The sequence below is a fragment of the Paenibacillus sp. FSL K6-0108 genome, assembly GCF_045040695.1.
GTDB lineage: Bacteria > Bacillota > Bacilli > Paenibacillales > Paenibacillaceae > Paenibacillus > Paenibacillus pabuli_B.
On record NZ_CP150288.1, the window covers coordinates 345,913 to 365,732 of the forward strand.

The window sequence follows — 19,820 nt, forward strand, 5'->3', positions numbered from 1 at the left end:
GAGATTCGAAATGAAAAAGTATATTGCTGGCTTCCTTGCTGGTGCAGTATTCGTCCTTTCCGCCTCAGCTTTCGCTGATGATATTAAATCTTTAGTAGGCAAAAAGATTCAGGGAGAAGCAGTCGTGGAATTGAACGGACAGGCTTTGGATACTGCTATTATCATTGATGGCAAAAGCTATGCACCTGTTCGTGTAATCGGAGAGGCTGCTGGCTACGATGTGAGCATGCAGGACAAAAGGATCGTCCTGAACGAAAAGTCATCCCCGACTGCGACAATTCCGGGAAAGGGGCAAAGCGTGAAGGATCAAGTTGCAAAACTGAATGAACGGATAGCTAATCAGAAAGAACGCATTGCTGAAACCGAGTTGATGTTAAAGGGAATGGTAGAAGAAACTGAGAAGCCTGGTTATGTTGATAAGGGCGAAAAGGTATTTATTAAAAATTACAAAGACAGATTAACAGAACAACAGACCGTACTCGCGGATCTTGAATCCCAACTGTCTGCACTGGCGAAATAAGATGAAGCGCATCTTTGGTATTTTAGCCTCAACCTTAATTTTACTATTTGTTTTCAGTTTACTGATATATCCGACTTCATATAAATACTATGAATTCACAAATGCGAGTGGTACAAAGTTTCCTATAAAGGAGAACAGATTTACCGGAGAGATTCTCATCTTTAATGCTCATTCTGGTCAATGGGTCGAGAAATTGAATAATGATTAGTACATTTGAAAGGCTCTCATCCGAGAGTCTTTTTATTTTGCAACAAGGAGGTGCGCAATGGTCTATGTAACAACTGGAACAGTGGTAGAAAAGAAAGATCCGATCACCAACAAAACTCCTACGGTAACTGGCGCGGCTAATTCGCCAACACTCGGTAACGGCGGGATTAACTACGCATCCGCAAATGTACCAGGGCGCCAAAGCATTGTGTCCAACCAGGCGCAGATCAAGAACGATGATGCGTATCGGCAAAGTGAAATTGCCCGGACACTAGCCACGATCACGAACCGGCAGAACCAGGGTTTGGATATTTCGGCACAACAGAAGTATCTGAACACAAACTTGGGCTATCAAGCCCCGATGGCTCAGGCGGCCTCCAACGTACAGGCAGCGCCTGCAGCACAGAATAACTTTGCGATACCAGGTAGTCGCACAGAGGCAACACTGGGCCGAATCGATGATTTCATTAATAAACAGTCCGGATTCCAGTTCACGAAGCCGGACGCGTTTGTCTATGATCAGAACACTGATCCAGCGTATCAGGCTCAACTCGCAGAAGCCAAACGGAATGTGGCCACACAGCAAGCAGATACGAATGCGGGCTTACGTGCGACGGGTCAAGGTAAGTCCTCCTGGAGTGAAACGGTGGCCAATCAGATCGGAACGAATGCTATGGAGAGTATCGCTAACAACCTGGTTCCTCAGCTCATGGCGCAAGCGTATCAGCGTTACAGTGATGATGCTAATCGGGATCTGCAGGTTCAGCAAATGAACTATGGAGTTGGCCAGGATGCAATTGGGAACCTCGGCAATCTCTACGGCCTGCAGAACCAGGAGTACTTCCAGAATCCGTTGCAGGAGGCACAGGTTACGGGCAATTACCTTCCTACAGAAGCGCGGGACGCAATCAATAACTTACTTAGCCTGAAGCAACAGGCTGAAACAAAAGGCATCACGGCAGAGGATCGGGCAACACTCAGTAAGCAAGCGGACTTCATTCGTAGCCAGCTGACGTCCATGGGCATCGATGCCAGTCAGTACGGAGCTAATGTCAGCAGCGCAAATGCTGCTAAGGTTAACCCTGGTATTCGGACACTCGCAGGCCAGCAGATAGATCTGGGCAATAAACAGGCGAATCTGGCAGCAGCGGGCATGTATATGGATGCATCCGGCAAGCTGATCACACCTCAGTCAGATTGGGGCGGTCTGGTACGTCAGGCAGCGAATCCGAACGGCCAACTTACACTCGCTGGGCAAAATCAAGCATTCAATCAGCAACAGGTTGGTATTGACAATCAATTCCGAGCAGACCAGTTTGCGTACCAGAAAGCGCGAGATGCTGTTGCAGATAGCCAATGGTCGGCACAGTTTGAGCAGAACGCTACTCAGTTTGGTCTCAATTATGCGCTCCAGCAGTTGCAACAACAGGATGACAGTGCATATCGGAATGCCATGCTGGCCATTAGCAACGATGAAAATTCCCGCGCATGGCTTGGTCTGCAGAACGCACCCGCAGCTGAGTATAGCGGTATGACACCTGGACAGGTATTGAGCGCGTTGCAGTCGCAATACATTGACCCAACAACTGAGAAATATGCCCCACCTAAAGATTCAGCAACTAAAGAACGGCTTTATCAGCAGATCGCAAGCTATGGCCTACCAATTGGCCAAGACGACCAAGTCATGTTGTCCATGGGTCTAACGCAGAAGGAGATCCAGGAGTTTGACAAAAAATACGGTAACAACCCGGGAAACTGACTAGCTCTGGATCCGCCACCGGAGCTTCAGCAGCAGCTTTAGGAGCATTGTCCTCCAAATATGAATCAAGTGGTAACACTGGCACGGTTGCCCGTACAAGCGGTGACATTGGCGGAGCCAGTTATGGGATATATCAATTTACAACCAACCAGGGATCAGCAAAAGGCTTTGTCCAGTCCCTGAAAAATACGGACCCATCTGCTTATAAAACCCTAGTCTCCCACCCCGTTGGAAGTTTAGCGTTTGATAATGCATGGAAACAGGTTGCTGCATCAAATAAGAACTTTGGTCAATATCAGCATGACTACGCTAAAAAGGTGTTCTACGATCCTGTAGCCAAGTCCGTCCTGAAAAGTACAGGATTGGACGTTAACAAAAGGTCTCCAGCTGTTCAAGCTGCGCTTTGGTCTACCTCTGTACAGCATGGAGCCGGGGGAGCTGCCAAGGTCGTGAAGAATGCTGGCATCACACCTATGATGTCTGATAAACAAATTCTCGAACGATTGTATGCAGAGCGCGGAGCAAATAACGGCGCCAAATACTTCAAGTCGTCTTCAGCTAAAGTGCAATCAGCGGTAGCAAATCGATTTAAGAAAGAGCTTCAGGACGCACTTAGCATGCTATAGGAGGAAAAAGCGTATGGCGACAAGGCTTGAACAGTTTTCAGAAGAACAGCGCAAGAAGGCGATGGAGATACGTGAATCTGCGCTGAATGGTACTCTTAATTTACAGCAACCGAAAACGCCTATTAATCCGCGTACACAGGCGGTACAGAACTATATTGCAAATCAAAAGTCGATGAATGAGCTGAAATCAGCCTTGCCGCCTGCGCTGACTCAGCCTGGATCTGACATCTATATGAATTCAACCCTGGGTAGATCTATGGCCGGAGATCCGCAAGCAATTCAGTCATATAAACAAGCTACCGGATTTGACCTAACACCAGCACCGCCTCAGCCGAGTCAATACGAGATAAACAAACAGAAAATAGCTGACAGTGCTGCTAAGAGCAAATTTGCTGACTTTGTTTCGCCATTTTCCAATTTGATGAACGATCTGACCTACGGTAACCCCGTAGGTTCTTTTGTCACGCGTGCGGTAGGTACAGGAGGCGGTATGCTTCTCGGCGGCCCGTCCATGGCTCCCGGTTCGACAGGTAATGCCACCGCGGACAGAGTGGCCGACATAACAGGTATTGCTGGTGGGATCCTGGGTGCCGGGTTTAACCCTGCAGGAGGGGGCAACCTCATCACCGCTCCGTGGAAAGCGGCAAATGGTGTGATGGCTACCCGTGCCGGGAACAGTCTGACGAATTTAGTTGGCGGCGGCATTAACAAGATCCTTCCACGCTTGAGTCCAACGACAGCAGGAAGGGTAGCTGAGACGGCTATTCGTGGTGCAGCTACAGGAGCGATCAGTAATACCAATATGGGACTGATTCAGGGGCAGCATAGCAATAGCGATATTCTGAAAAATGCCTCATTGGGCGCTGGCCTAGGGGCAGGTGGTGACCTGCTGATTGCCGGAGCTGGTGCAGGGATTCGGTCTTTGCTGGCCAAGTCCAAGGGAGCAGGGGCGGCTCTACCAGACACGCTGCCTCCAACGGTTAGCCAAGCTGCGGACATAACCAATCCGACTGCAAACCCTGCGCAAAGATTGCCTGAAACAGTGCCAGCACAAACTGACGTTTCACCGACTCCAACCGTGCGGCCACAATCGGATGTCCCTGATGCGGTGATACCTCAGCAGCAGACCTTGAGTCAGGTGGACATGGCAACGAATACCAGCCCGAGCTCGCAAGTGGCTAACCCTAGAACTGAAGCTGTCCGGAAATATCAAGCAGAACAGTCCATCCCATCGGCACCTAAACCTGCTTCAGATGATTTTCTGTTCAGTCGTCCAGGTAGACCGGTCCAGGCCGCTGAGCAAGCACCAAAGCTTTCTACACGCGTGGAACAGGAAGCCGCCCAGGTTGTGGACACCGTTCAGAACTCTCGTGTTCGGGATCGGGTGTATGATTTCTTGGACTCGGCTGAGCAGGCTGCTCGTGAACGCATTGCAAAGCGGCGGGGGAATATCAACTCTAACCCGTTACCTGAGTGGGGCGACTACGCGATTATCGGAGCAGCCAAACTGGGTAAAGGGACGATTAAGTTCTCAGACTGGACGGAGGAAATGGTTCAGGAGCTTGGTGAACAATTCCGCCCGAGCGCTGAGAAAGTATATCAAATGGCGAAAGAAGAGCTGCGCAAACAGGAGAGACTGGCCACGAAGGAAGGTCAGGCTACCAAGGCGTTTAACGAGAGCGGCGCAGGTACAGCTGAAACGTTTGCCGACAAAGTGCGCAGAGGCAGCGTTAAGAAATCGACAACTTCATTTGAGAAGAAATGGGAGCGTGTACGGACGCAGTTCGTTGATGAAGTGGCCGCGCTAGAAGGATTGGAAAAACGGGTAACCGGAAAAGTGGCCAGCGCAGAGAACAGCATTTATAAGATGGCCAGACTTTTCAAAGGAACGCCAGAGAAAGCGAACCAGGTGGTCAAGGAGCGTTTGGCTCCTCTGATTAATCAAATCGAAGATGCCGGTTATTCAGCCGACGAGCTGGGGAACTATGCAGTTGCTGTACACGCTCGGGATATTAATGCTGCAGGGATTAAATCGGGATTCACCAATGCGGAGATCGATGCGATTATCCAGAAATATGGCAACACCGAATTGGAAGCAGCAAGGCAAGGTTTGGTGCAGCTCAACCGAGATATGATGAAAGAGTTAGTGGAAAACGGCGTAGTCAGCCAGGAACTATCCGATGTGCTTGCTGATCGGTGGCAGAACTACATCCCGATGTTTCGTGCGTTTGAAGATTCCGCGGAAGGATTTGGCGGTAGTGTCTCCCAAGCACTCGCAAACGTAGCCAGTCCGATCAAGGCTTTGAAGGGATCCGAGCGTAAAGTGGATGATCCGCTAATCAATATGGTGCGGAATATCTTCCAGTCTACGAACGCAGCTGAGCGGAATAAAGTGGCCACGCAGCTGAAACGCCTTGCTGACATCGATGTGGAGGAAAACTTCATTCGTAAACTTGGTCCGGACGAGCAAGTGGGACGGAAGAATGTGGTCAATGTCCGGGTGAACGGTGACAACGTTAAATATGAAGTGGAGCCAGAGGTATACCGTGCCATGCTGAATCTGGACCAGGAATCCTCCAACATGCTCATTAATATTCTGTCCAAGCCTGCCTCCTTGCTTCGTGCAGGTGCAACCTTGACTCCTGAATTTTCACTGCGGAACCCGATGCGGGATATTCTTCAGGCTTATGTGACCAGTAACAGCAAGTTTAATCCGATCACGGACTTCACTGTGGGGCTCATCCAGTCCATTAAGAAAGGTCCACTGTACCAGGAGTGGATTGAAAATCTAGGCTCTTACGGTAACGTTCTATCCATGGACCGTGAGGTGCACAAGAAGGCTCTGGAAAGCGTCTTACGAGAGAAGCCAGGCAAGAAATTCGTGAATATCATTACAGGTAAATCGTTCATCAACGTTCTTCGTGCCATCACAGATACCACAGAGTCCGCAACCAAAGTGGGTGAATATCGGGCGGCATTGCGTCAGGGCGTCAGTAAACAGGAAGCAGCCTATCGATCACGGGACCTGATGGACTTTGCCCGTGCTGGTTTAAGTGTTCGCCAGGCGAACAAGATTATTGCGTTCCTCAATGCAAATATTCAGGGTAAGAGTAAGCTGATCCGGTCGATCAGGGATAACCCGGTAGGCACAACAACCCGGATGTTTGCAGCAGCTACACTGCCCACGCTGGCTATCATTGCGGCCAACCGGCAATTTGCCAATGAGACTCAGAAGCAGACCATTGCGGACGCTCCGGATTGGATGCGCGATACCTTTTGGCTGATGGCGATTCCTGGTACCGATATGGTAGCGCGGATCCCGAAGCCCTTTGATATCGCACCGATCTTTGCGAATCTTCCGGAACGAGCTGCACAGTTTGTCCTGGATAAGGATCCGGATGCGTTCGACGGTTTCATGCGCCGTACCATGAGTGATGCCGCGCTGCCCGTGCAGATCACAGGTCTCTGGCCTTTCATTGAGGGGATGGCCAATTACTCATTCTTCCGTGAAGGTGCGATCATCCCGCAGCGTGAACAAGGACTGGAGTATAAAGATCAATATGATCCAACCCGGACGACTGAGGTGGCCAAGCTGCTGGCTGGGATTATGTCCAAAGCGACAGGCGAAAAAGGGATGCTAAAGAACTTTAGTTCGCCGCGGATCATGGATAACACCATTCAGGGCTTGACGGCCGGACTCGGTACCTACGCCACATCAGCAATGGACTCCATTCTGAAAGGGATAGGTGCAGTAGACCGGCCCGCGAGTCCAGAGAAGCGCCTGGAGCAGAAGCCTTTCTTCAAGGCGTTCCTCGTGGATCCACTTCAGTCCACGAAGGGTACAGACAAGCTGTATACCCGCAAGACGGAATTGTCCAACGAGAAGGATTCAGCGAAATTAAACGGTGTTCCGTTTGATAAGTCCAAAGCACTTGAGTTGAAGGTACTGGACAGGGCAACCGATAAAATGAGCAAGATCAATAAGCAGATCCGTACGATAGAGGGCGATGCGAGTTTATCGGCCAAACAGAAGCGCGATCAGATTGAGCCGCTGCTTGCCCAGAGAAATGAGATTTCGAGAGAGGCTATGAAGCTTCAAAAATAGACCAACACGCTCATCTCCTGGGCGTGTTTTTTCATAGAGAAGGGGGAAATCAGATGGATTCTAATCCAGGAGGTGTGAAGGACATGCAGGTGCAGTTTCAGGAAAATATGAACACACTCGTCACTCTGCAGTTGCAGCTGGTCAGGATTGAAGAGGGGATCAAGCCGCTGGCCGCATTGGTACCAGCTGTTGCCGAGGTAAGAGACGTTTCCAAAGAGGCATTACAGACGGCTCAGCAGACGGCCACAAAACTTGTGGAGCTGGAAGCGGAATTGAAGAAGACAGCGGACGTTGCACATGACGCGAAACGCAATGCTGAAGAAGCATTGTCTAGGTTGGATAAGCATGATGAGGATCAGAAATGGCTGAAACGCACGGTATATGGATCTGCGTTAACTGGATTGACTGGACTACTTATTGCGGCTGTATGGGCCGGAATCAAATTAGGGGGTATGTAATTGTGAATAAGAATTGGTGGCAAGCAGCAGGAGTCAGAGCTATTAAAACAGGGGCCCAGGTGGCAATTGGTGTTATTGGTGCAACTACTCTATATTCTGAGGTCGATTGGCGTGTAGTGGGCGGTACGGTTGTTTTATCAGTAATCACTAGTTTGCTCACCAGTTTGGCAGGATTGCCAGAAGTAAGTAAAGGGGATGATGCAGATGCAAGCGCGTAAAACAGGCAATGCTCAGGGGATTGACGTATCCCATCACAACGGTAATATCGATTTTAAAAAGGTGGCTGCTGATGGAATTTCGTTCGTCTTCATCAAAGCCACACAGGGTAAGTCCTTCCGGTCCTCAAAGTTTCTACAGTTTGTCCGAGACGCCAAAGCAGCTGGTCTTCTGATCGGTGTATACCATTACGTGGATGACTCTGCTGGCAGCGTTGAAGCAGCCAAGGCGGAAGCACAGAATTTCTACAGGGCTATCCAGGATGCTGGCGGGATTGGCACATTTGACTTGCCTCCCGTCATGGATTATGAGTCCAACAAAAACGGTCATAGCAAAGCAACGATTACGGCTGTAGCCACAACGTTTCTTTCGGAGATCCACAAGCTGACCGGAATTAAACCGCTGGTGTATACATACCCGGCGTTCATCGGCAATTTTAGCGGCCTGAGCGGATACCCGTTGTGGATTGCCCGATACAGCAGCCAAACGCCTGCTGATGCATCCGGCTGGACACGATGGGACTTCTGGCAGTACAGCGATGGGACGGCTGGTGGATATCTGCCACGGGGTAACCGGAAGGTTGATGGGATCAGCGGTAATGTAGATCTGAATGAGTTTGACGGAACGGTTGCAGAACTGAAAGCCAAATACAGCAAAACGGTAAAGGAGGACAAGCCAGTGACACAGGAAAGAGACATTAACGTGCCAAGTAAGTGGGCGGAGACAGTCTGGAAGGAAGTAACGGAGAAGGGTTTCTTCGATGGTACGCGTCCAGGGGCGAACGTTACTCGTGAGGAGCTTGGAGCCGTGGTTAGCCGGATGTTGCGCTATGTTGACTAAAAAGTATAATTATGGTAAATTTAAATTGAATCCGAAAGAATCGGTAAAAGGGCACTGCTGGCATTTCGCCGGTAGTGCCCTTTTTTTGTACAATTCAATTTAGGAGTATTTGATGTCAAATATTCCTGCGGGAACATTGCAGTTAACAGAAAACTTTATTGCTTTATAATCCCCCGGTACTACATCAATTGGCGAAAGTGGCATTGGAAGGCCAGGGCCAATAGGTTGGGGGCTTAGTGAGCCTATGTTTCCCCAAGTTCCGTCATTCATTTGACCTTCAATCGTAGATGATAAAATACCAGGGACACCAACTAAAGTTGCGGTTTGGAAATAAAGCTTCTGAACTGTAATTGTATACGGGAAATCTAAATATAGGTCACACAAAGGACCAGGCATAACCCATGGAGATGCTGGGTTTTGATCAATAGCATTGGGGGCTGTAACAGTTGGTGGTGTAGAGGTTGTTCCAGTATTTACAGGGAATCTGCTTGGGTTGAGTAATGCAACATTCTCGGTAAAACTTCCATTAAATACTTTGGTGAAGTCAGGTGTCGTACTTGTGTATCTCTGCATTGAAAATCCTCCATTATTTTTTATTTAATTTACGATATTAAGTTTGCTCAACCTATCCCAAACGTATCCTTGCAAATATTGTTACCTTAATCATAGATCATGGAGTTATATATTAATTTAAAAATTGTATCTTTTGAAAAGATCAAAAAAAAGTAAAACCAGAAGAGCCCTGCCGACCATTAAAGGTTAACAGGGTTCTTCTGGTTTTACTTACTTAATTTGAATAGGCAGTATTGATTCAACGAAACACTTTCAGCAGCTGCGCGTTCCACCAAATGCCGGTGCAGACTCCGAGGTACCCGAAGATTAAACTTCCCACTGTACTCATCCTCACCGATCGGCTCAGAAATGTCGTCGCCATATTCCAACTTTACCGCCAGGTGTCCCTCCATAGCTTCCCGAACACTCTCGTATGCTTCAGCAAAGGTATTCCCATTGCTCTGGCACCCATCTAATTCCGCAACAGTTGCGAAGAAATAGTCACCGCTCTCGTCCTTCACGGGTCTGATTTGTATCGTATACGGGAGGGCCATGTAGTACGCTAAATCCTTCTTTTGGCTATGATTTGCCATTAATAATCGGCTAGGATATGATGAGAATTAAGGAAAGGGGAGGTGCTACTCCCCGATCCGGTCCAGTACGTCTTTGACGTATGCCGCCTTTAGTGGTTGCTCCTTTTTGATAGTTATCAAGTCTCCTGCTTGGTTTCGGAAATGGAAGTGCGAGCCGTTGCTTCTCACTAACCCATAACCGTGATGCCGGAGTACCTTGGCAACTTCATCATATTGGATTCCACTGGGGCGGTCTTTCATTTTTTGGACCAATTTTTCTATCCTAGCCATGTCTCACCTCCTACATATATAGTACCATATATAGTACTAATTAATCAAGTCTTATTATGGAATATTTTTCTGTTGTATAAAGAACATATGTTCGCATATAATATCTACTGAGGTGATTATATGCTGACGGATTATCAACGCAAGGTGCTTCGGATTCTATACAACTATAAAAGTGGACGTCGACGAATGCCCACAGTTCATGAATTGACGGTCAAAACGGGTAAGGGCAAGTCCGATGTTATGGCTGCTCTGAACGGTCTAATTAAAGCGGAGTACATACATTGGGAAGACAAGTCGGATACAGCTAACATAGTGATCCTGGAGGGCTGGGAGCGGGATTCTGAGAAGCCGAAGGTTCTCAATACAGCTCCATCAGCTAACCCCAACAATACGGATTACTGGACCCAGTATTAAGGAGGGATGAAATGTGGCAAGCAAATTAACGGATAATGGCGTTTTCGAAGGATCTCGTATAATCCTTCCAGAACATCGAGAAGCGTATCTGATAGCTATGAGTGAACAGGAGAGACGAGGCAAGCCGGTTCTGGATGAACAGGAGATGCAACTCATTGAGGGAGCGATCCTCGAATCATATCAGGAGTGCTGCTCTGTTGCTCTGACGGTTTTTAATCCTTTTGATGACGAGGAGATAAGAGGCGTCGTCGCTGCGATTGATAAGCCAAGCAGAAGAATCAAGCTTGTCAGAGGCGAAGAGGATTACAGCTGGATCAGGATTGAAGAGATTACTGCTGCTTCTATATGAAGTTAAAATCCGTTAGGGAAAATACCTGGCGGATTTTTTTTCTTCTATATAATAAGGGGCAATCATGGGGCAGTTAATCGTGTATTCAAAGATTGTACACGCTGCTCATGACCACCCCTTATATTTAAAAATGTTCTATCATCAATCTTTTGACTGAAACTGACTACTGCGGAATAGGGTGAGAATCAGCCTTCCAAGCTAATAGCGTGGGTTCGATTCCCATCACCCGCTTTATAGAACTGAAAAAAAGAGCAGGATATCGAAAAGATAACCTGCTCTTTTTTGTGTTATGCAATCTCAAAGCTGCTCTAATTAGTGTGAAGTTTTACATTTGAAATTGTAGTGAGGAACGTTATACTTAATGAGAATCTTTTAGTGTAACGTTTGTTAACCTACCAAAATGAAAAAGATTTAAACAAGAGCATGTCAAGCTAGATAGTATTTTTTGATTTCAGAAGAAAATTACATCAAGGCCTCATACGGATATCGACCAGTCTATGAGCTGTTCAGTAATGAGGAATTAATAGAATAGGGTCATTTCTTCTCCATTAATGAGAATACATCTGGAAAAGGATGATGAAAGTATGGCAGTGAACCCGTTTAAAAAAAGTGAAGGTAAAGCACAGATTTACGCATCCTATCAGAGACTGCTCGACCAGTGGGGAATACCTGTTCAAGAAGAGGATGTCGGTACGGCATATGGTTCAACACACCTCATTATTGCGGGAGAATCCACCAATCCTCCTTTGATGCTGTTTCATGGAGTAGGGGATAACTCTGCGTTAATGTGGATTTATAATATCTCTGATTTGTCAAAGCACTTTTATGTTATTGCTGTTGATACGATAGGGGGACCCGGTAAAAGCGAACCGAATAACAATTATAACAAAAGTTTTGACCAGGCCCTATGGATCGACCAAGTACTTCAGCACCTAAGGTTGGACACAATCAATATCGCGGGGGTCTCCAATGGTGCCTATTTGGCAAGTTATTACACCATCAAAAATCCTGCTAAGGTCAATAAGATGGTAGGGCTGGCTGGTGGAGTCAAGGTGAATATGATTAAGATGATGATGCTTTTTCTACCAGAAGCATTGCTTCCATCATCCGAGAAAACAACAAGAAAATTACTCAGAAAGTTATGTGCGCCCAATACTTCATTTGTATTTGAAAATAATAAAGAAATTATGTCTCATTGGACTTTTTTGCTGAAATATTTTAACAACAGGTCTATGATGTTTCATAGATATAGAAAATTTACTGTGAATGAACTTTCGATTTTAAAAAAGAAGGCAATTTATTTTATAGGTGAGCATGATCGTTTGAGCAATTACCCTGCAGCTATTGATGCGTTAGATAGGAACCAGATTTCTTATAAGATAATCGCAAATGCAGGACATGGTATAAATCATGAACAGGCAAGTCGTATAAATCAAGAAATCATTAATTATGTTTTAAAAATTAATATTTAATACCTCAAAATAACTGAACTGTATCATCGCTGTTTAGAGATGTTATGTAGCTTCAGTTGGCCATATTTGAACAGGATTCAGTGCTTCTTCGGGCAACGTCTTTTTCAGAGTTATTGACATAGAGAGCTGGTGCGGCTGACATTTCTCGTATGAGGAATGTCAGCTTTTTTTGCTCGTTCGCGTACTCATTCATTGGCGTAACCTCGTCGTTTTGTGCTGCATGACAAGTTTTGAAGTAAAAATGGAGACTACTACTTTATAGACAGTGAAGTATTGAACCTCAGATATGAATACTATTTAATCTATATAAAACGCTTACAAAAATATCTTGCCTAAACGCTCAGCCTGTAATACTATATCAATTAAGCGCTTAACCTTTAGGGGTAAGGCGCTTAAACTTAACTTAGATTAAGCGCTTAACCCGTAAAGGGAAGGGAGATGATCATTTCATGGCAACCATTAGATTGACGATGGCTCAGGCGTTGCTGCGATACCTGGATCAGCAATATATTTCGGTTGATGGGGTAGAAACCAAATTTGTGAAGGGTGTCATCGGCATCTTTGGACATGGCAACGTAACTGGTATTGGAGAGGCACTGGAGCGCAGTCCGGGAAGTCTGACGTATATGCAGGGTAAAAATGAACAGGGCATGGTACATACAGCCGCTGCTTATGCCAAGCAGAAGAACCGAAGACAGATTTATGCGTGTACGACATCCATTGGCCCAGGTGCACTGAACATGATTACCGCAGCGGCAACCGCGACGGTCAATCGGATTCCCGTTTTACTGCTTCCGGGTGACAACTTTGCCACGCGTGAGCCAGATCCCGTGCTGCAGCAGCTGGAGGTAAGCAGCGATTATACGATATCAGCTACTGATCCGTTCAAAGCGGTCAGCAAATACTGGGATCGCATCGTGCGTCCCGAACAGCTGATGATTGCTGCCACGCAGGCGATGCGCGTGCTGATGGACCCGGCAGAGACGGGCGCGGTAACACTAGCGCTGCCGCAGGATGTGCAGGCAGAGGCGTACGATTACCCTGAATCGTTCTTCGCCCGCAAGGTGCATTACCTGGACCGTCGTCCCCCGGTCCAGGCAGCAATTGAACGGGCAGCGCAGCAGATTGCCCGTGGCAGGAAGCCGCTGATCATAGCCGGCGGCGGTGTGTTGTATGCCGAGGCATCCGCGCAGCTGGCTGAATTTGCCGAGGTATTTGGCATTCCGGTCGCCGAGACGCAGGCGGGCAAGAGTGCCTTACCTTGGGACCACCCACTTAATGTGGGGGCCATCGGTGTTACTGGCTCACTGGCTGCCAACAGGCTTGCCAGGGAAGCGGATGTTGTAATTGGCGTCGGCACCCGGTTTTCGGATTTTACGACGGCGTCCCGGTCTGCTTTTCAACATCCCGAAGCGACTTTCATCAATATAAACCTGAACGGCATGGATGCTGCCAAGCTGGGTGGGGAAGCGATTTTGGCTGATGCACAGGAAGGTTTGCAAGCTTTGCAAACGGCTTTACAGGGACGGCATTATCACAGTGAATATGGAACATCCGAGATCGCCGAACTGCGGGATGAATGGAACAACGAAGTGGATCGGCTGTATGGACTGCAACACGAGGCTGGGCTGGCCCAGACCACTGCGGTCGGTGTCATTAATCGGACCATTGATCCTTCCTCTGTCATCGTGTGTGCTGCGGGAAGTTTACCCGGAGATTTGCACCGTCTGTGGCGTGCATCTGCACCAAAAACATACCACATGGAGTACGGCTTCTCCTGTATGGGGTATGAGGTGAGCGGGGCATTCGGAGCAGCCCTTGCTGAGCCGGATCGTGAAGTGTATGCCATGGTGGGTGACGGCAGTTACCTGATGCTGCATTCTGAACTGGTGACAAGCTTGCAGGAACAGAAGAAGATGACCATTTTACTATTCAACAACAACGGATTCCAGTGTATTCACAATTTGCAGCGGGAGCACGGAAGTGACGGGTTCGGCAATGAGTTTCGCTATCGGGAATCGGAGAGCGGGCGACTGACTGGGGATTACATGCCTATGGATTTTGCAGCACATGCCCGCAGCCTTGGAGCCAAAGCCTATACGGCAGAGACGAGTGAACAATTGGAGCAGGCGCTAAGGGATGCACGGAATGAGACCGTAACTACATTGATTGAAATTCCGGTCGTGCCTGGAACCAATGCAGGCGGATATGAGTCCTGGTGGAATGTTGGCGTGCCAGAAGTATCCAACGAGGAAAAGGTAGTAACGGCTCACCTCGCGATGCAGGCAAACCGGGCCAAAGCTAAACTCATTTAAGTGAGCATGCGCATCAATCCAAAGAGTATACTTCTATCCAGAAAAAAGTAGATGCAGATCCGATTGATTCCCATCGTCCATACGTTATATGGAGCAATGGATCAGGGTGCTTTTTCCTCTAAATATATTGAACCTAATAGTAATGTCTAATCGAATGATGCAAAATGCATCTATTATCACGGTGCAATGAAGTAGCGAAAATGTTGAACCACAAAAGGAGACGTGGAGCCATGAACAAGCTGCCATTTCAGCTCGGAATTCATCCGATCAACTGGGTTGGAGAGGATGTAAAGGAGCATGGGGATGCAACAACGTGTGAACAAATTCTGGATGACATCCAGCGACTTGGCCTGACAGGTACGGAGATGGGACGCAAATATCCCACGGATCCAGACACATTGAGAGAGGAATTAGGCAAACGCAACATACGCCTTGTTTCCCAGTGGAAATCGGTATTGTTCTCCGATCCGGCGTATCGTCAGTCTGAGCTGGAAAGCTATCGCAGACACGCTGAGTTTCTGCAATCGATGGGAAGCACGGTGATTAGCACAGCGGAAGTAGGGGGTTCGCTGCATTTTGATCCTAGGCGGTCACCACATGAAAAAGAAGTGCTGAGACTCGGTGAATCGGAATGGCACATCCTTGCTGAGGGGCTGAACGAAGCAGGTGCCATCGCCCGTGGGCACGGGTTGAAGCTGACGTATCATCACCATGGCGGCACTGTTGTTGAACAGCCTGATGAGATCGATAAATTGATGGAACTGACAGACCCATCTCTTGTTTATTTGCTCTATGACACAGGCCATGCCTACTATGGTGGAGCGGACCCGTTAGCTCTCCTGCGCAAGCATTATGACCGGATTGCCTATATTCATCTGAAGGATATCCGGCCTCAAGTGCTGGACGAAGCACGGGCGGAACAGTCCGATTTTGTAGGGTGCATTCGTAAAGGGGTATTCACGGTTCCCGGAGATGGTTGTATTGATTTTGCTCCCATTCTGCAGGAATTGATCACTCGAGGATATGACGGCTGGGCGATGCTTGAAGGGGAACAGGATCCTGCAATTCATAATCCGTATGATTATGCGCGGCGATCCTTGAAATACATGGAGTCCTTATACCAGCAAAGCTGAAAAAGCATGGCAACGGCGAGATAACCATACCATGGGGTAAACCGGATGATGAATATATGAGTTTGATTGATGTATGAGTTGCGGATACCCCATGAGTTACCATTTCACATATTTGGATCTAACAAAGGAACGGGAACAAAACAAAACTTGAATATTTATACCTGCAATTCTCAATAAAATTTGATATGAATCTCCAAAATCCCATCACAGAAAGGGGTTCAACTACAATGACTTACGTATCCTTTCCTGCTTCTAGGAAGGTGGATTTCACCGCAATTGGGCGTCTGTGCATCGACTTGAATGCCAATGAGATCAATCGCCCGATGGAAGAGACGATGACCTTTACGAAATATGTGGGCGGCTCTCCGGCCAATATTACAATTGGCATGTCCAGGCTCGGGATGGAAACGGCGTTTATCGGCAAAATCGCGAACGACCAGATGGGCAGGTTCATCAACAGTTATCTGGAGCGGAACGGGATTGATACGTCAAATGTCGTAACGGACGATACCGGAGCGGTGACAGGGCTTGCTTTTACCGAGATCAAAAGTCCAACCGACTGCAGCATTCTGATGTATCGCGACAATGTAGCTGATCTGCTATTGCAGTCGAGAGAGGTGCAGGAACAGCTGATTTCCGACTCCAAAATGCTGCTGATCTCAGGCACAGCCCTCGCCCAAAGTCCCTCGCGTGAAGCGGTATTCCAGGCCCTGACATATGCGAAAAAGCATGGCACAGTCATTGTGTTTGATTTGGACTATCGTCCTTACACATGGACATCAGCCGAAGAGACGGCGGTCTATTATAACCTCGCGGCTGAGAAGTGCGATATCATCCTGGGCACTCGTGAAGAGTTCGACATGATGGAGACGTTTGACCATAATCCAGATCATAGCGATCAGGTGACCGCACAGAAATGGTTCGACTTTTCAGCTAAAATTGTCGTCATCAAACATGGCAAGGAAGGCTCCATTGCCTATACAGGTGAAGGGCTATCTCATCAAGCCGACAGCTACCCAGCGCGTGTGGTGAAGACCTTTGGAGCAGGTGATTCCTACGCGGCGGGATTTCTGTATGGATTGATGCAGGGCTGGACGATTGAACGCAGCATGGCGTTTGGCAGTGCGGCAGCAAGTATCGTCATCTCCAGCCATAGCTGCTCGGATGCGATGCCAACGGTGGAACAAGTGAATGACTATATCGAACGCTGCAATCGGGGCGAAATTACGGTGTCTTGAAGCGTGTTGAAGTACTTGGAGTGGATGGAGTAATTGACGCAAAGCACATATAAGCGAAGGGAGACAGGGCTATGGGAAAAGGGATATCGGAAGCGTCAGCAACAGCGACAATGGTTCAAAACTGGATCGGGGGTGCCTGGGTGACCCCGGCGGCAACCCGAACGGAGCCGGTCGTGAATCCGGCTACGGAAGAGGTCATTGCACACGTGCCGCTGTCTGAACAGGCGGACGTGGATTTGGCTGTCCAGACGGCACGGGAGGCGTTTCCGTCCTGGAGCGGCACACCGGTTCCCCGCCGTGCACGGATTCTGTTCCGCTACCAGCAGCTGCTGGTAGAACACTGGGAAGAACTCGCCCGGCTGGTTACGCTGGAGAACGGTAAAAGCTACGCGGAAGCCTACGGCGAAGTGCAGCGTGGCATTGAATGCGTCGAATTCGCCGCAGGTGCCCCGAACCTGATGATGGGCAAACAGCTGCCCGACATTGCCACCGGGCTGGAGTCGGGCATGTATCGGTACCCGATCGGTGTCATTGGGGGAATAACCCCCTTCAACTTCCCGATGATGGTACCGTGCTGGATGTTCCCGCTGGCGATTGCATGCGGCAACACCTTTGTCCTGAAGCCGTCCGAGCGCACACCGCTGCTGGCCGGCCGTCTGGCCGAGCTGTTCAAGGAAGCAGGGCTTCCGGACGGCGTGCTCAATATCGTTCACGGTGCGCATGACGTCGTGAACGGGCTGCTTGAACATAAGGATGTTCAAGCGATCTCTTTTGTTGGCTCACAGCCCGTGGCTGAATATGTCTATACCACCGCATCCGCACATGGCAAACGAGTACAGGCGCTGGCCGGTGCCAAAAACCATTCGATCGTTATGCCAGATGCCGATCTAGACCTGACGGTGAAAGAAATCACCAGCGCGGCCTTCGGCTCCGCCGGGGAACGTTGTATGGCCTGCTCCGTTGTCGTTGCGGTGGGTGATGTCGCTGATACACTGGTACAAAAACTGGTGGAAGCTGCTGATCGCATCACCATTGGTAATGGCATGGATGAAGGAGTATTCCTGGGTCCTGTCATTCGTGGTCCACATAAGGAACGTACACTCAGCTACATTGAATCCGGAGAACAGGAAGGGGCTGCTCTGATCCGGGACGGTCGCAAAGATGAGGCAACAGGCAAATCCGGTTATTTCGTTGGTCCGACGGTATTTGATGAGGTGCAGAGTACCATGAAGATCTGGAAGGACGAGATATTTGCACCGGTGCTCTCGGTGGCGAGGGTCGATACGCTGGAGGAAGCAGTGGAACTGGCCAACCGTTCCGATTTTGCCAACGGAGCTTGCCTGTTCACCCGCAGTGGAGCAAGCATGCGCCAATTCCGTGAAACGATTGACGCAGGCATGCTGGGCATTAACCTGGGCGTACCTGCGCCAATGGCCTTTTTCCCTTTTTCCGGCTGGAAGAAATCGTTCTACGGTGATTTGCATGCCAATGGTACAGACGGCGTTGAATTTTATACGCGCAAAAAGATGGTTACTGCCCGCTGGTAGTCTCTCAGGGCATACCCAGGCCAATGGAAGAACGTTGAGTCCACATGGACACATACAGGGAGGATAACGGAATGGGCAAGGATAAAGTGAGAATTGGCATCATCGGCGCTGGGCGTATCGGTAAGATTCATGCAGACAATCTCCTGCGCAACCCGCATGCCGAAATTATTGGCATCAGTGATTTGTTTGCAGGACCCGAGCTGGAGGAATGGGCCTCCAGCCGTGGCATTCCAGTGGTAACGACTGATAGCAGCCAGCTGATTGCCATGCCAAATGTGGATGCAGTGCTGATCTGTTCCTCAACAGATACGCATGTACCCCTGATTGAACAGGCAGCCCAGGCGGGCAAACACATTTTTTGCGAGAAGCCGGTCAGTATGGACCTTCATCAGACTCAGGCAGCTGTTGCAGCCGTGCAGAAGGCTGGGGTAAAGCTGCAAATCGGATTTAATCGTCGCTTTGACCATAACTTCAAGCGGGTACGTGCACATGTGCAGGAGGGAACGATTGGTGATCCGCATATTATCAAAATCACATCTCGTGACCCGAGTCCGCCGCCAGCAGAGTATATTCGGGTGTCTGGCGGGATCTTCATGGATATGATGATCCATGATTTCGACATGGCCCGGTATCTGTCCGGGAGTGAAGTGGAGGAAGTCTATGCCCAGGGCAATGTGCTGATCCACCCTGTTTTTGCAGAACACGGCGATGTGGATACGGCCATTGTGACGATGAGTTTTGAAAATGGAGCCATCGGCGTCATTGATAACAGCCGCCAAGCGGTATATGGATACGATCAGCGTGTTGAGGTGTTTGGCTCTTTGGGCAGCGCCGCAGCTGCGAACGATCATCCGAATACGGCAGAAATTAGTACAGCGACCGGATTGATGCGCGACAAGCCGCTGCACTTTTTCCTGGAGCGATACAATGAAGCGTATGTGCAGGAGACAGCTCTGTTCATCGACGCGATCCGGAACGATACACCTGTCATCGTGAACGGGAATGATGCCGTTCAGGCAGAACGCATCGCATTTGCTGCGCGCATGTCCATGGAACAAGGCAGACCTGTGAAGCTGCGGGAAGTCCAGGGTACTTCGGTAGAATCGCAGAAGGTAGCTCCGTAGGACCATTTTCATAACTGTATAAGTTCAACGAATAGACAGCCATCAGGTTGAAGGATAAATACCGGAAGGGGTGGAAGGAAGC

The 19,820-nt window shown here is 48.8% G+C and carries 18 protein-coding genes; 15 read left to right on the forward strand and 3 right to left on the reverse strand.

Translation table 11 applies throughout. The features are described from left to right. The first annotated feature begins 10 nt into the window (after window positions 1-10). From MHB49_RS01680 to MHB49_RS01710, 7 genes are all read left to right on the forward strand, one after another. A complete protein-coding gene (locus MHB49_RS01680; RefSeq protein WP_405154787.1) occupies window positions 11-520 on the forward strand; it encodes a hypothetical protein in 510 nt (169 codons plus the stop codon). Between the two features lie 265 nt (window positions 521-785). Then, window positions 786-2,486 (forward strand): hypothetical protein, encoded by a 1,701-nt coding sequence (locus tag MHB49_RS01685; protein WP_405154788.1) that lies wholly within the window; start codon window positions 786-788, stop codon window positions 2,484-2,486. Window positions 2,487-2,533: 47 nt separating this feature from the next. Then, window positions 2,534-3,112, forward strand: coding sequence for a hypothetical protein (locus MHB49_RS01690; protein ID WP_405154789.1), 579 nt, complete (start codon window positions 2,534-2,536; stop codon window positions 3,110-3,112). A 13-nt stretch (window positions 3,113-3,125) separates the two neighbouring features. After that, window positions 3,126-7,217 carry an LPD38 domain-containing protein gene (locus tag MHB49_RS01695; RefSeq protein ID WP_405154790.1) on the forward strand — a complete coding sequence of 1,364 codons (4,092 nt, stop codon included), beginning with the start codon at window positions 3,126-3,128 and terminating at the stop codon, window positions 7,215-7,217. Window positions 7,218-7,270: 53 nt separating this feature from the next. After that, window positions 7,271-7,675 (forward strand): hypothetical protein, encoded by a 405-nt coding sequence (locus MHB49_RS01700; RefSeq protein WP_347388549.1) that lies wholly within the window; start codon window positions 7,271-7,273, stop codon window positions 7,673-7,675. A 2-nt stretch (window positions 7,676-7,677) separates the two neighbouring features. Further along, the gene (locus MHB49_RS01705) at window positions 7,678-7,893 is read left to right on the forward strand and encodes a holin (RefSeq protein ID WP_405154791.1); all 216 of its coding nucleotides are present in this window, start codon (window positions 7,678-7,680) and stop codon (window positions 7,891-7,893) included. Continuing rightward, on the forward strand, window positions 7,880-8,731 hold the full coding sequence (locus tag MHB49_RS01710) for a glycoside hydrolase family 25 protein (protein ID WP_405154792.1): 852 nt from the start codon (window positions 7,880-7,882) through the stop codon (window positions 8,729-8,731). Before MHB49_RS01705 ends, MHB49_RS01710 begins: the two co-directional genes overlap by 14 nt. A gap of 99 nt (window positions 8,732-8,830) precedes the next feature. Here MHB49_RS01710 and MHB49_RS01715 read toward each other — a convergent pair whose 3' ends face one another. The 3 genes from MHB49_RS01715 to MHB49_RS01725 all read right to left on the reverse strand — a co-directional run bounded on the left by MHB49_RS01715 (window position 8,831) and on the right by MHB49_RS01725 (window position 10,146). Further along, entirely contained in the window at window positions 8,831-9,304 is a 474-nt protein-coding gene (locus MHB49_RS01715) for a hypothetical protein (RefSeq protein ID WP_405154793.1), read from the reverse strand. Between the two features lie 206 nt (window positions 9,305-9,510). Further along, the gene (locus tag MHB49_RS01720) at window positions 9,511-9,837 is read right to left on the reverse strand and encodes a toxin-antitoxin system HicB family antitoxin (RefSeq protein WP_405154794.1); all 327 of its coding nucleotides are present in this window, start codon (window positions 9,835-9,837) and stop codon (window positions 9,511-9,513) included. An 84-nt stretch (window positions 9,838-9,921) separates the two neighbouring features. Next, entirely contained in the window at window positions 9,922-10,146 is a 225-nt protein-coding gene (locus MHB49_RS01725) for a type II toxin-antitoxin system HicA family toxin (protein ID WP_076328831.1), read from the reverse strand. 120 nt (window positions 10,147-10,266) lie between these two features. Between MHB49_RS01725 and MHB49_RS01730 the strand changes: the two genes are divergently transcribed. The 8 genes from MHB49_RS01730 (at window position 10,267) to iolG (ending at window position 19,738) form a co-directional block, all read left to right on the forward strand. Beyond that, the gene (locus MHB49_RS01730; protein WP_405154795.1) at window positions 10,267-10,560 is read left to right on the forward strand and encodes a hypothetical protein; all 294 of its coding nucleotides are present in this window, start codon (window positions 10,267-10,269) and stop codon (window positions 10,558-10,560) included. 13 nt (window positions 10,561-10,573) lie between these two features. Beyond that, on the forward strand, window positions 10,574-10,909 hold the full coding sequence (locus MHB49_RS01735) for a YolD-like family protein (RefSeq protein WP_405154796.1): 336 nt from the start codon (window positions 10,574-10,576) through the stop codon (window positions 10,907-10,909). Window positions 10,910-11,493: 584 nt separating this feature from the next. After that, window positions 11,494-12,381 (forward strand): alpha/beta fold hydrolase, encoded by an 888-nt coding sequence (locus MHB49_RS01740; RefSeq protein WP_405154797.1) that lies wholly within the window; start codon window positions 11,494-11,496, stop codon window positions 12,379-12,381. A 449-nt stretch (window positions 12,382-12,830) separates the two neighbouring features. After that, window positions 12,831-14,696, forward strand: coding sequence for a 3D-(3,5/4)-trihydroxycyclohexane-1,2-dione acylhydrolase (decyclizing) (iolD, locus tag MHB49_RS01745; RefSeq protein WP_405154798.1), 1,866 nt, complete (start codon window positions 12,831-12,833; stop codon window positions 14,694-14,696). Between the two features lie 230 nt (window positions 14,697-14,926). Then, window positions 14,927-15,829 carry a myo-inosose-2 dehydratase gene (gene iolE, locus MHB49_RS01750; protein WP_405154799.1) on the forward strand — a complete coding sequence of 301 codons (903 nt, stop codon included), beginning with the start codon at window positions 14,927-14,929 and terminating at the stop codon, window positions 15,827-15,829. A 227-nt stretch (window positions 15,830-16,056) separates the two neighbouring features. Further along, on the forward strand, window positions 16,057-17,067 hold the full coding sequence (gene iolC, locus MHB49_RS01755) for a 5-dehydro-2-deoxygluconokinase (protein ID WP_405154800.1): 1,011 nt from the start codon (window positions 16,057-16,059) through the stop codon (window positions 17,065-17,067). 71 nt (window positions 17,068-17,138) lie between these two features. Then, entirely contained in the window at window positions 17,139-18,614 is a 1,476-nt protein-coding gene (locus MHB49_RS01760) for a CoA-acylating methylmalonate-semialdehyde dehydrogenase (protein ID WP_405154801.1), read from the forward strand. Between the two features lie 71 nt (window positions 18,615-18,685). Continuing rightward, window positions 18,686-19,738 carry an inositol 2-dehydrogenase gene (iolG, locus tag MHB49_RS01765; RefSeq protein WP_405154802.1) on the forward strand — a complete coding sequence of 351 codons (1,053 nt, stop codon included), beginning with the start codon at window positions 18,686-18,688 and terminating at the stop codon, window positions 19,736-19,738. The last annotated feature ends 82 nt before the right edge of the window (window positions 19,739-19,820 follow it).

What these genes read in the sequence shown, in the direction of transcription:
- MHB49_RS01680 (WP_405154787.1), top strand. Translation starts at nt 11, where the DNA reads ATGAAAAAGTATATTGCTGGCTTCCTTGCTGGTGCAGTATTCGTCCTT.
- MHB49_RS01685 (WP_405154788.1), top strand. Translation starts at nt 786, where the DNA reads ATGGTCTATGTAACAACTGGAACAGTGGTAGAAAAGAAAGATCCGATC.
- MHB49_RS01695 (WP_405154790.1), top strand. Translation starts at nt 3,126, where the DNA reads ATGGCGACAAGGCTTGAACAGTTTTCAGAAGAACAGCGCAAGAAGGCG.
- MHB49_RS01700 (WP_347388549.1), top strand. Translation starts at nt 7,271, where the DNA reads ATGGATTCTAATCCAGGAGGTGTGAAGGACATGCAGGTGCAGTTTCAG.
- MHB49_RS01710 (WP_405154792.1), top strand. Translation starts at nt 7,880, where the DNA reads ATGCAAGCGCGTAAAACAGGCAATGCTCAGGGGATTGACGTATCCCAT.
- MHB49_RS01715 (WP_405154793.1), bottom strand. Translation starts at nt 9,304, where the DNA reads ATGCAGAGATACACAAGTACGACACCTGACTTCACCAAAGTATTTAAT.
- MHB49_RS01720 (WP_405154794.1), bottom strand. Translation starts at nt 9,837, where the DNA reads ATGGCCCTCCCGTATACGATACAAATCAGACCCGTGAAGGACGAGAGC.
- MHB49_RS01725 (WP_076328831.1), bottom strand. Translation starts at nt 10,146, where the DNA reads ATGGCTAGGATAGAAAAATTGGTCCAAAAAATGAAAGACCGCCCCAGT.
- MHB49_RS01730 (WP_405154795.1), top strand. Translation starts at nt 10,267, where the DNA reads ATGCTGACGGATTATCAACGCAAGGTGCTTCGGATTCTATACAACTAT.
- MHB49_RS01740 (WP_405154797.1), top strand. Translation starts at nt 11,494, where the DNA reads ATGGCAGTGAACCCGTTTAAAAAAAGTGAAGGTAAAGCACAGATTTAC.
- iolD (WP_405154798.1), top strand. Translation starts at nt 12,831, where the DNA reads ATGGCAACCATTAGATTGACGATGGCTCAGGCGTTGCTGCGATACCTG.
- iolE (WP_405154799.1), top strand. Translation starts at nt 14,927, where the DNA reads ATGAACAAGCTGCCATTTCAGCTCGGAATTCATCCGATCAACTGGGTT.
- iolC (WP_405154800.1), top strand. Translation starts at nt 16,057, where the DNA reads ATGACTTACGTATCCTTTCCTGCTTCTAGGAAGGTGGATTTCACCGCA.
- MHB49_RS01760 (WP_405154801.1), top strand. Translation starts at nt 17,139, where the DNA reads ATGGGAAAAGGGATATCGGAAGCGTCAGCAACAGCGACAATGGTTCAA.
- iolG (WP_405154802.1), top strand. Translation starts at nt 18,686, where the DNA reads ATGGGCAAGGATAAAGTGAGAATTGGCATCATCGGCGCTGGGCGTATC.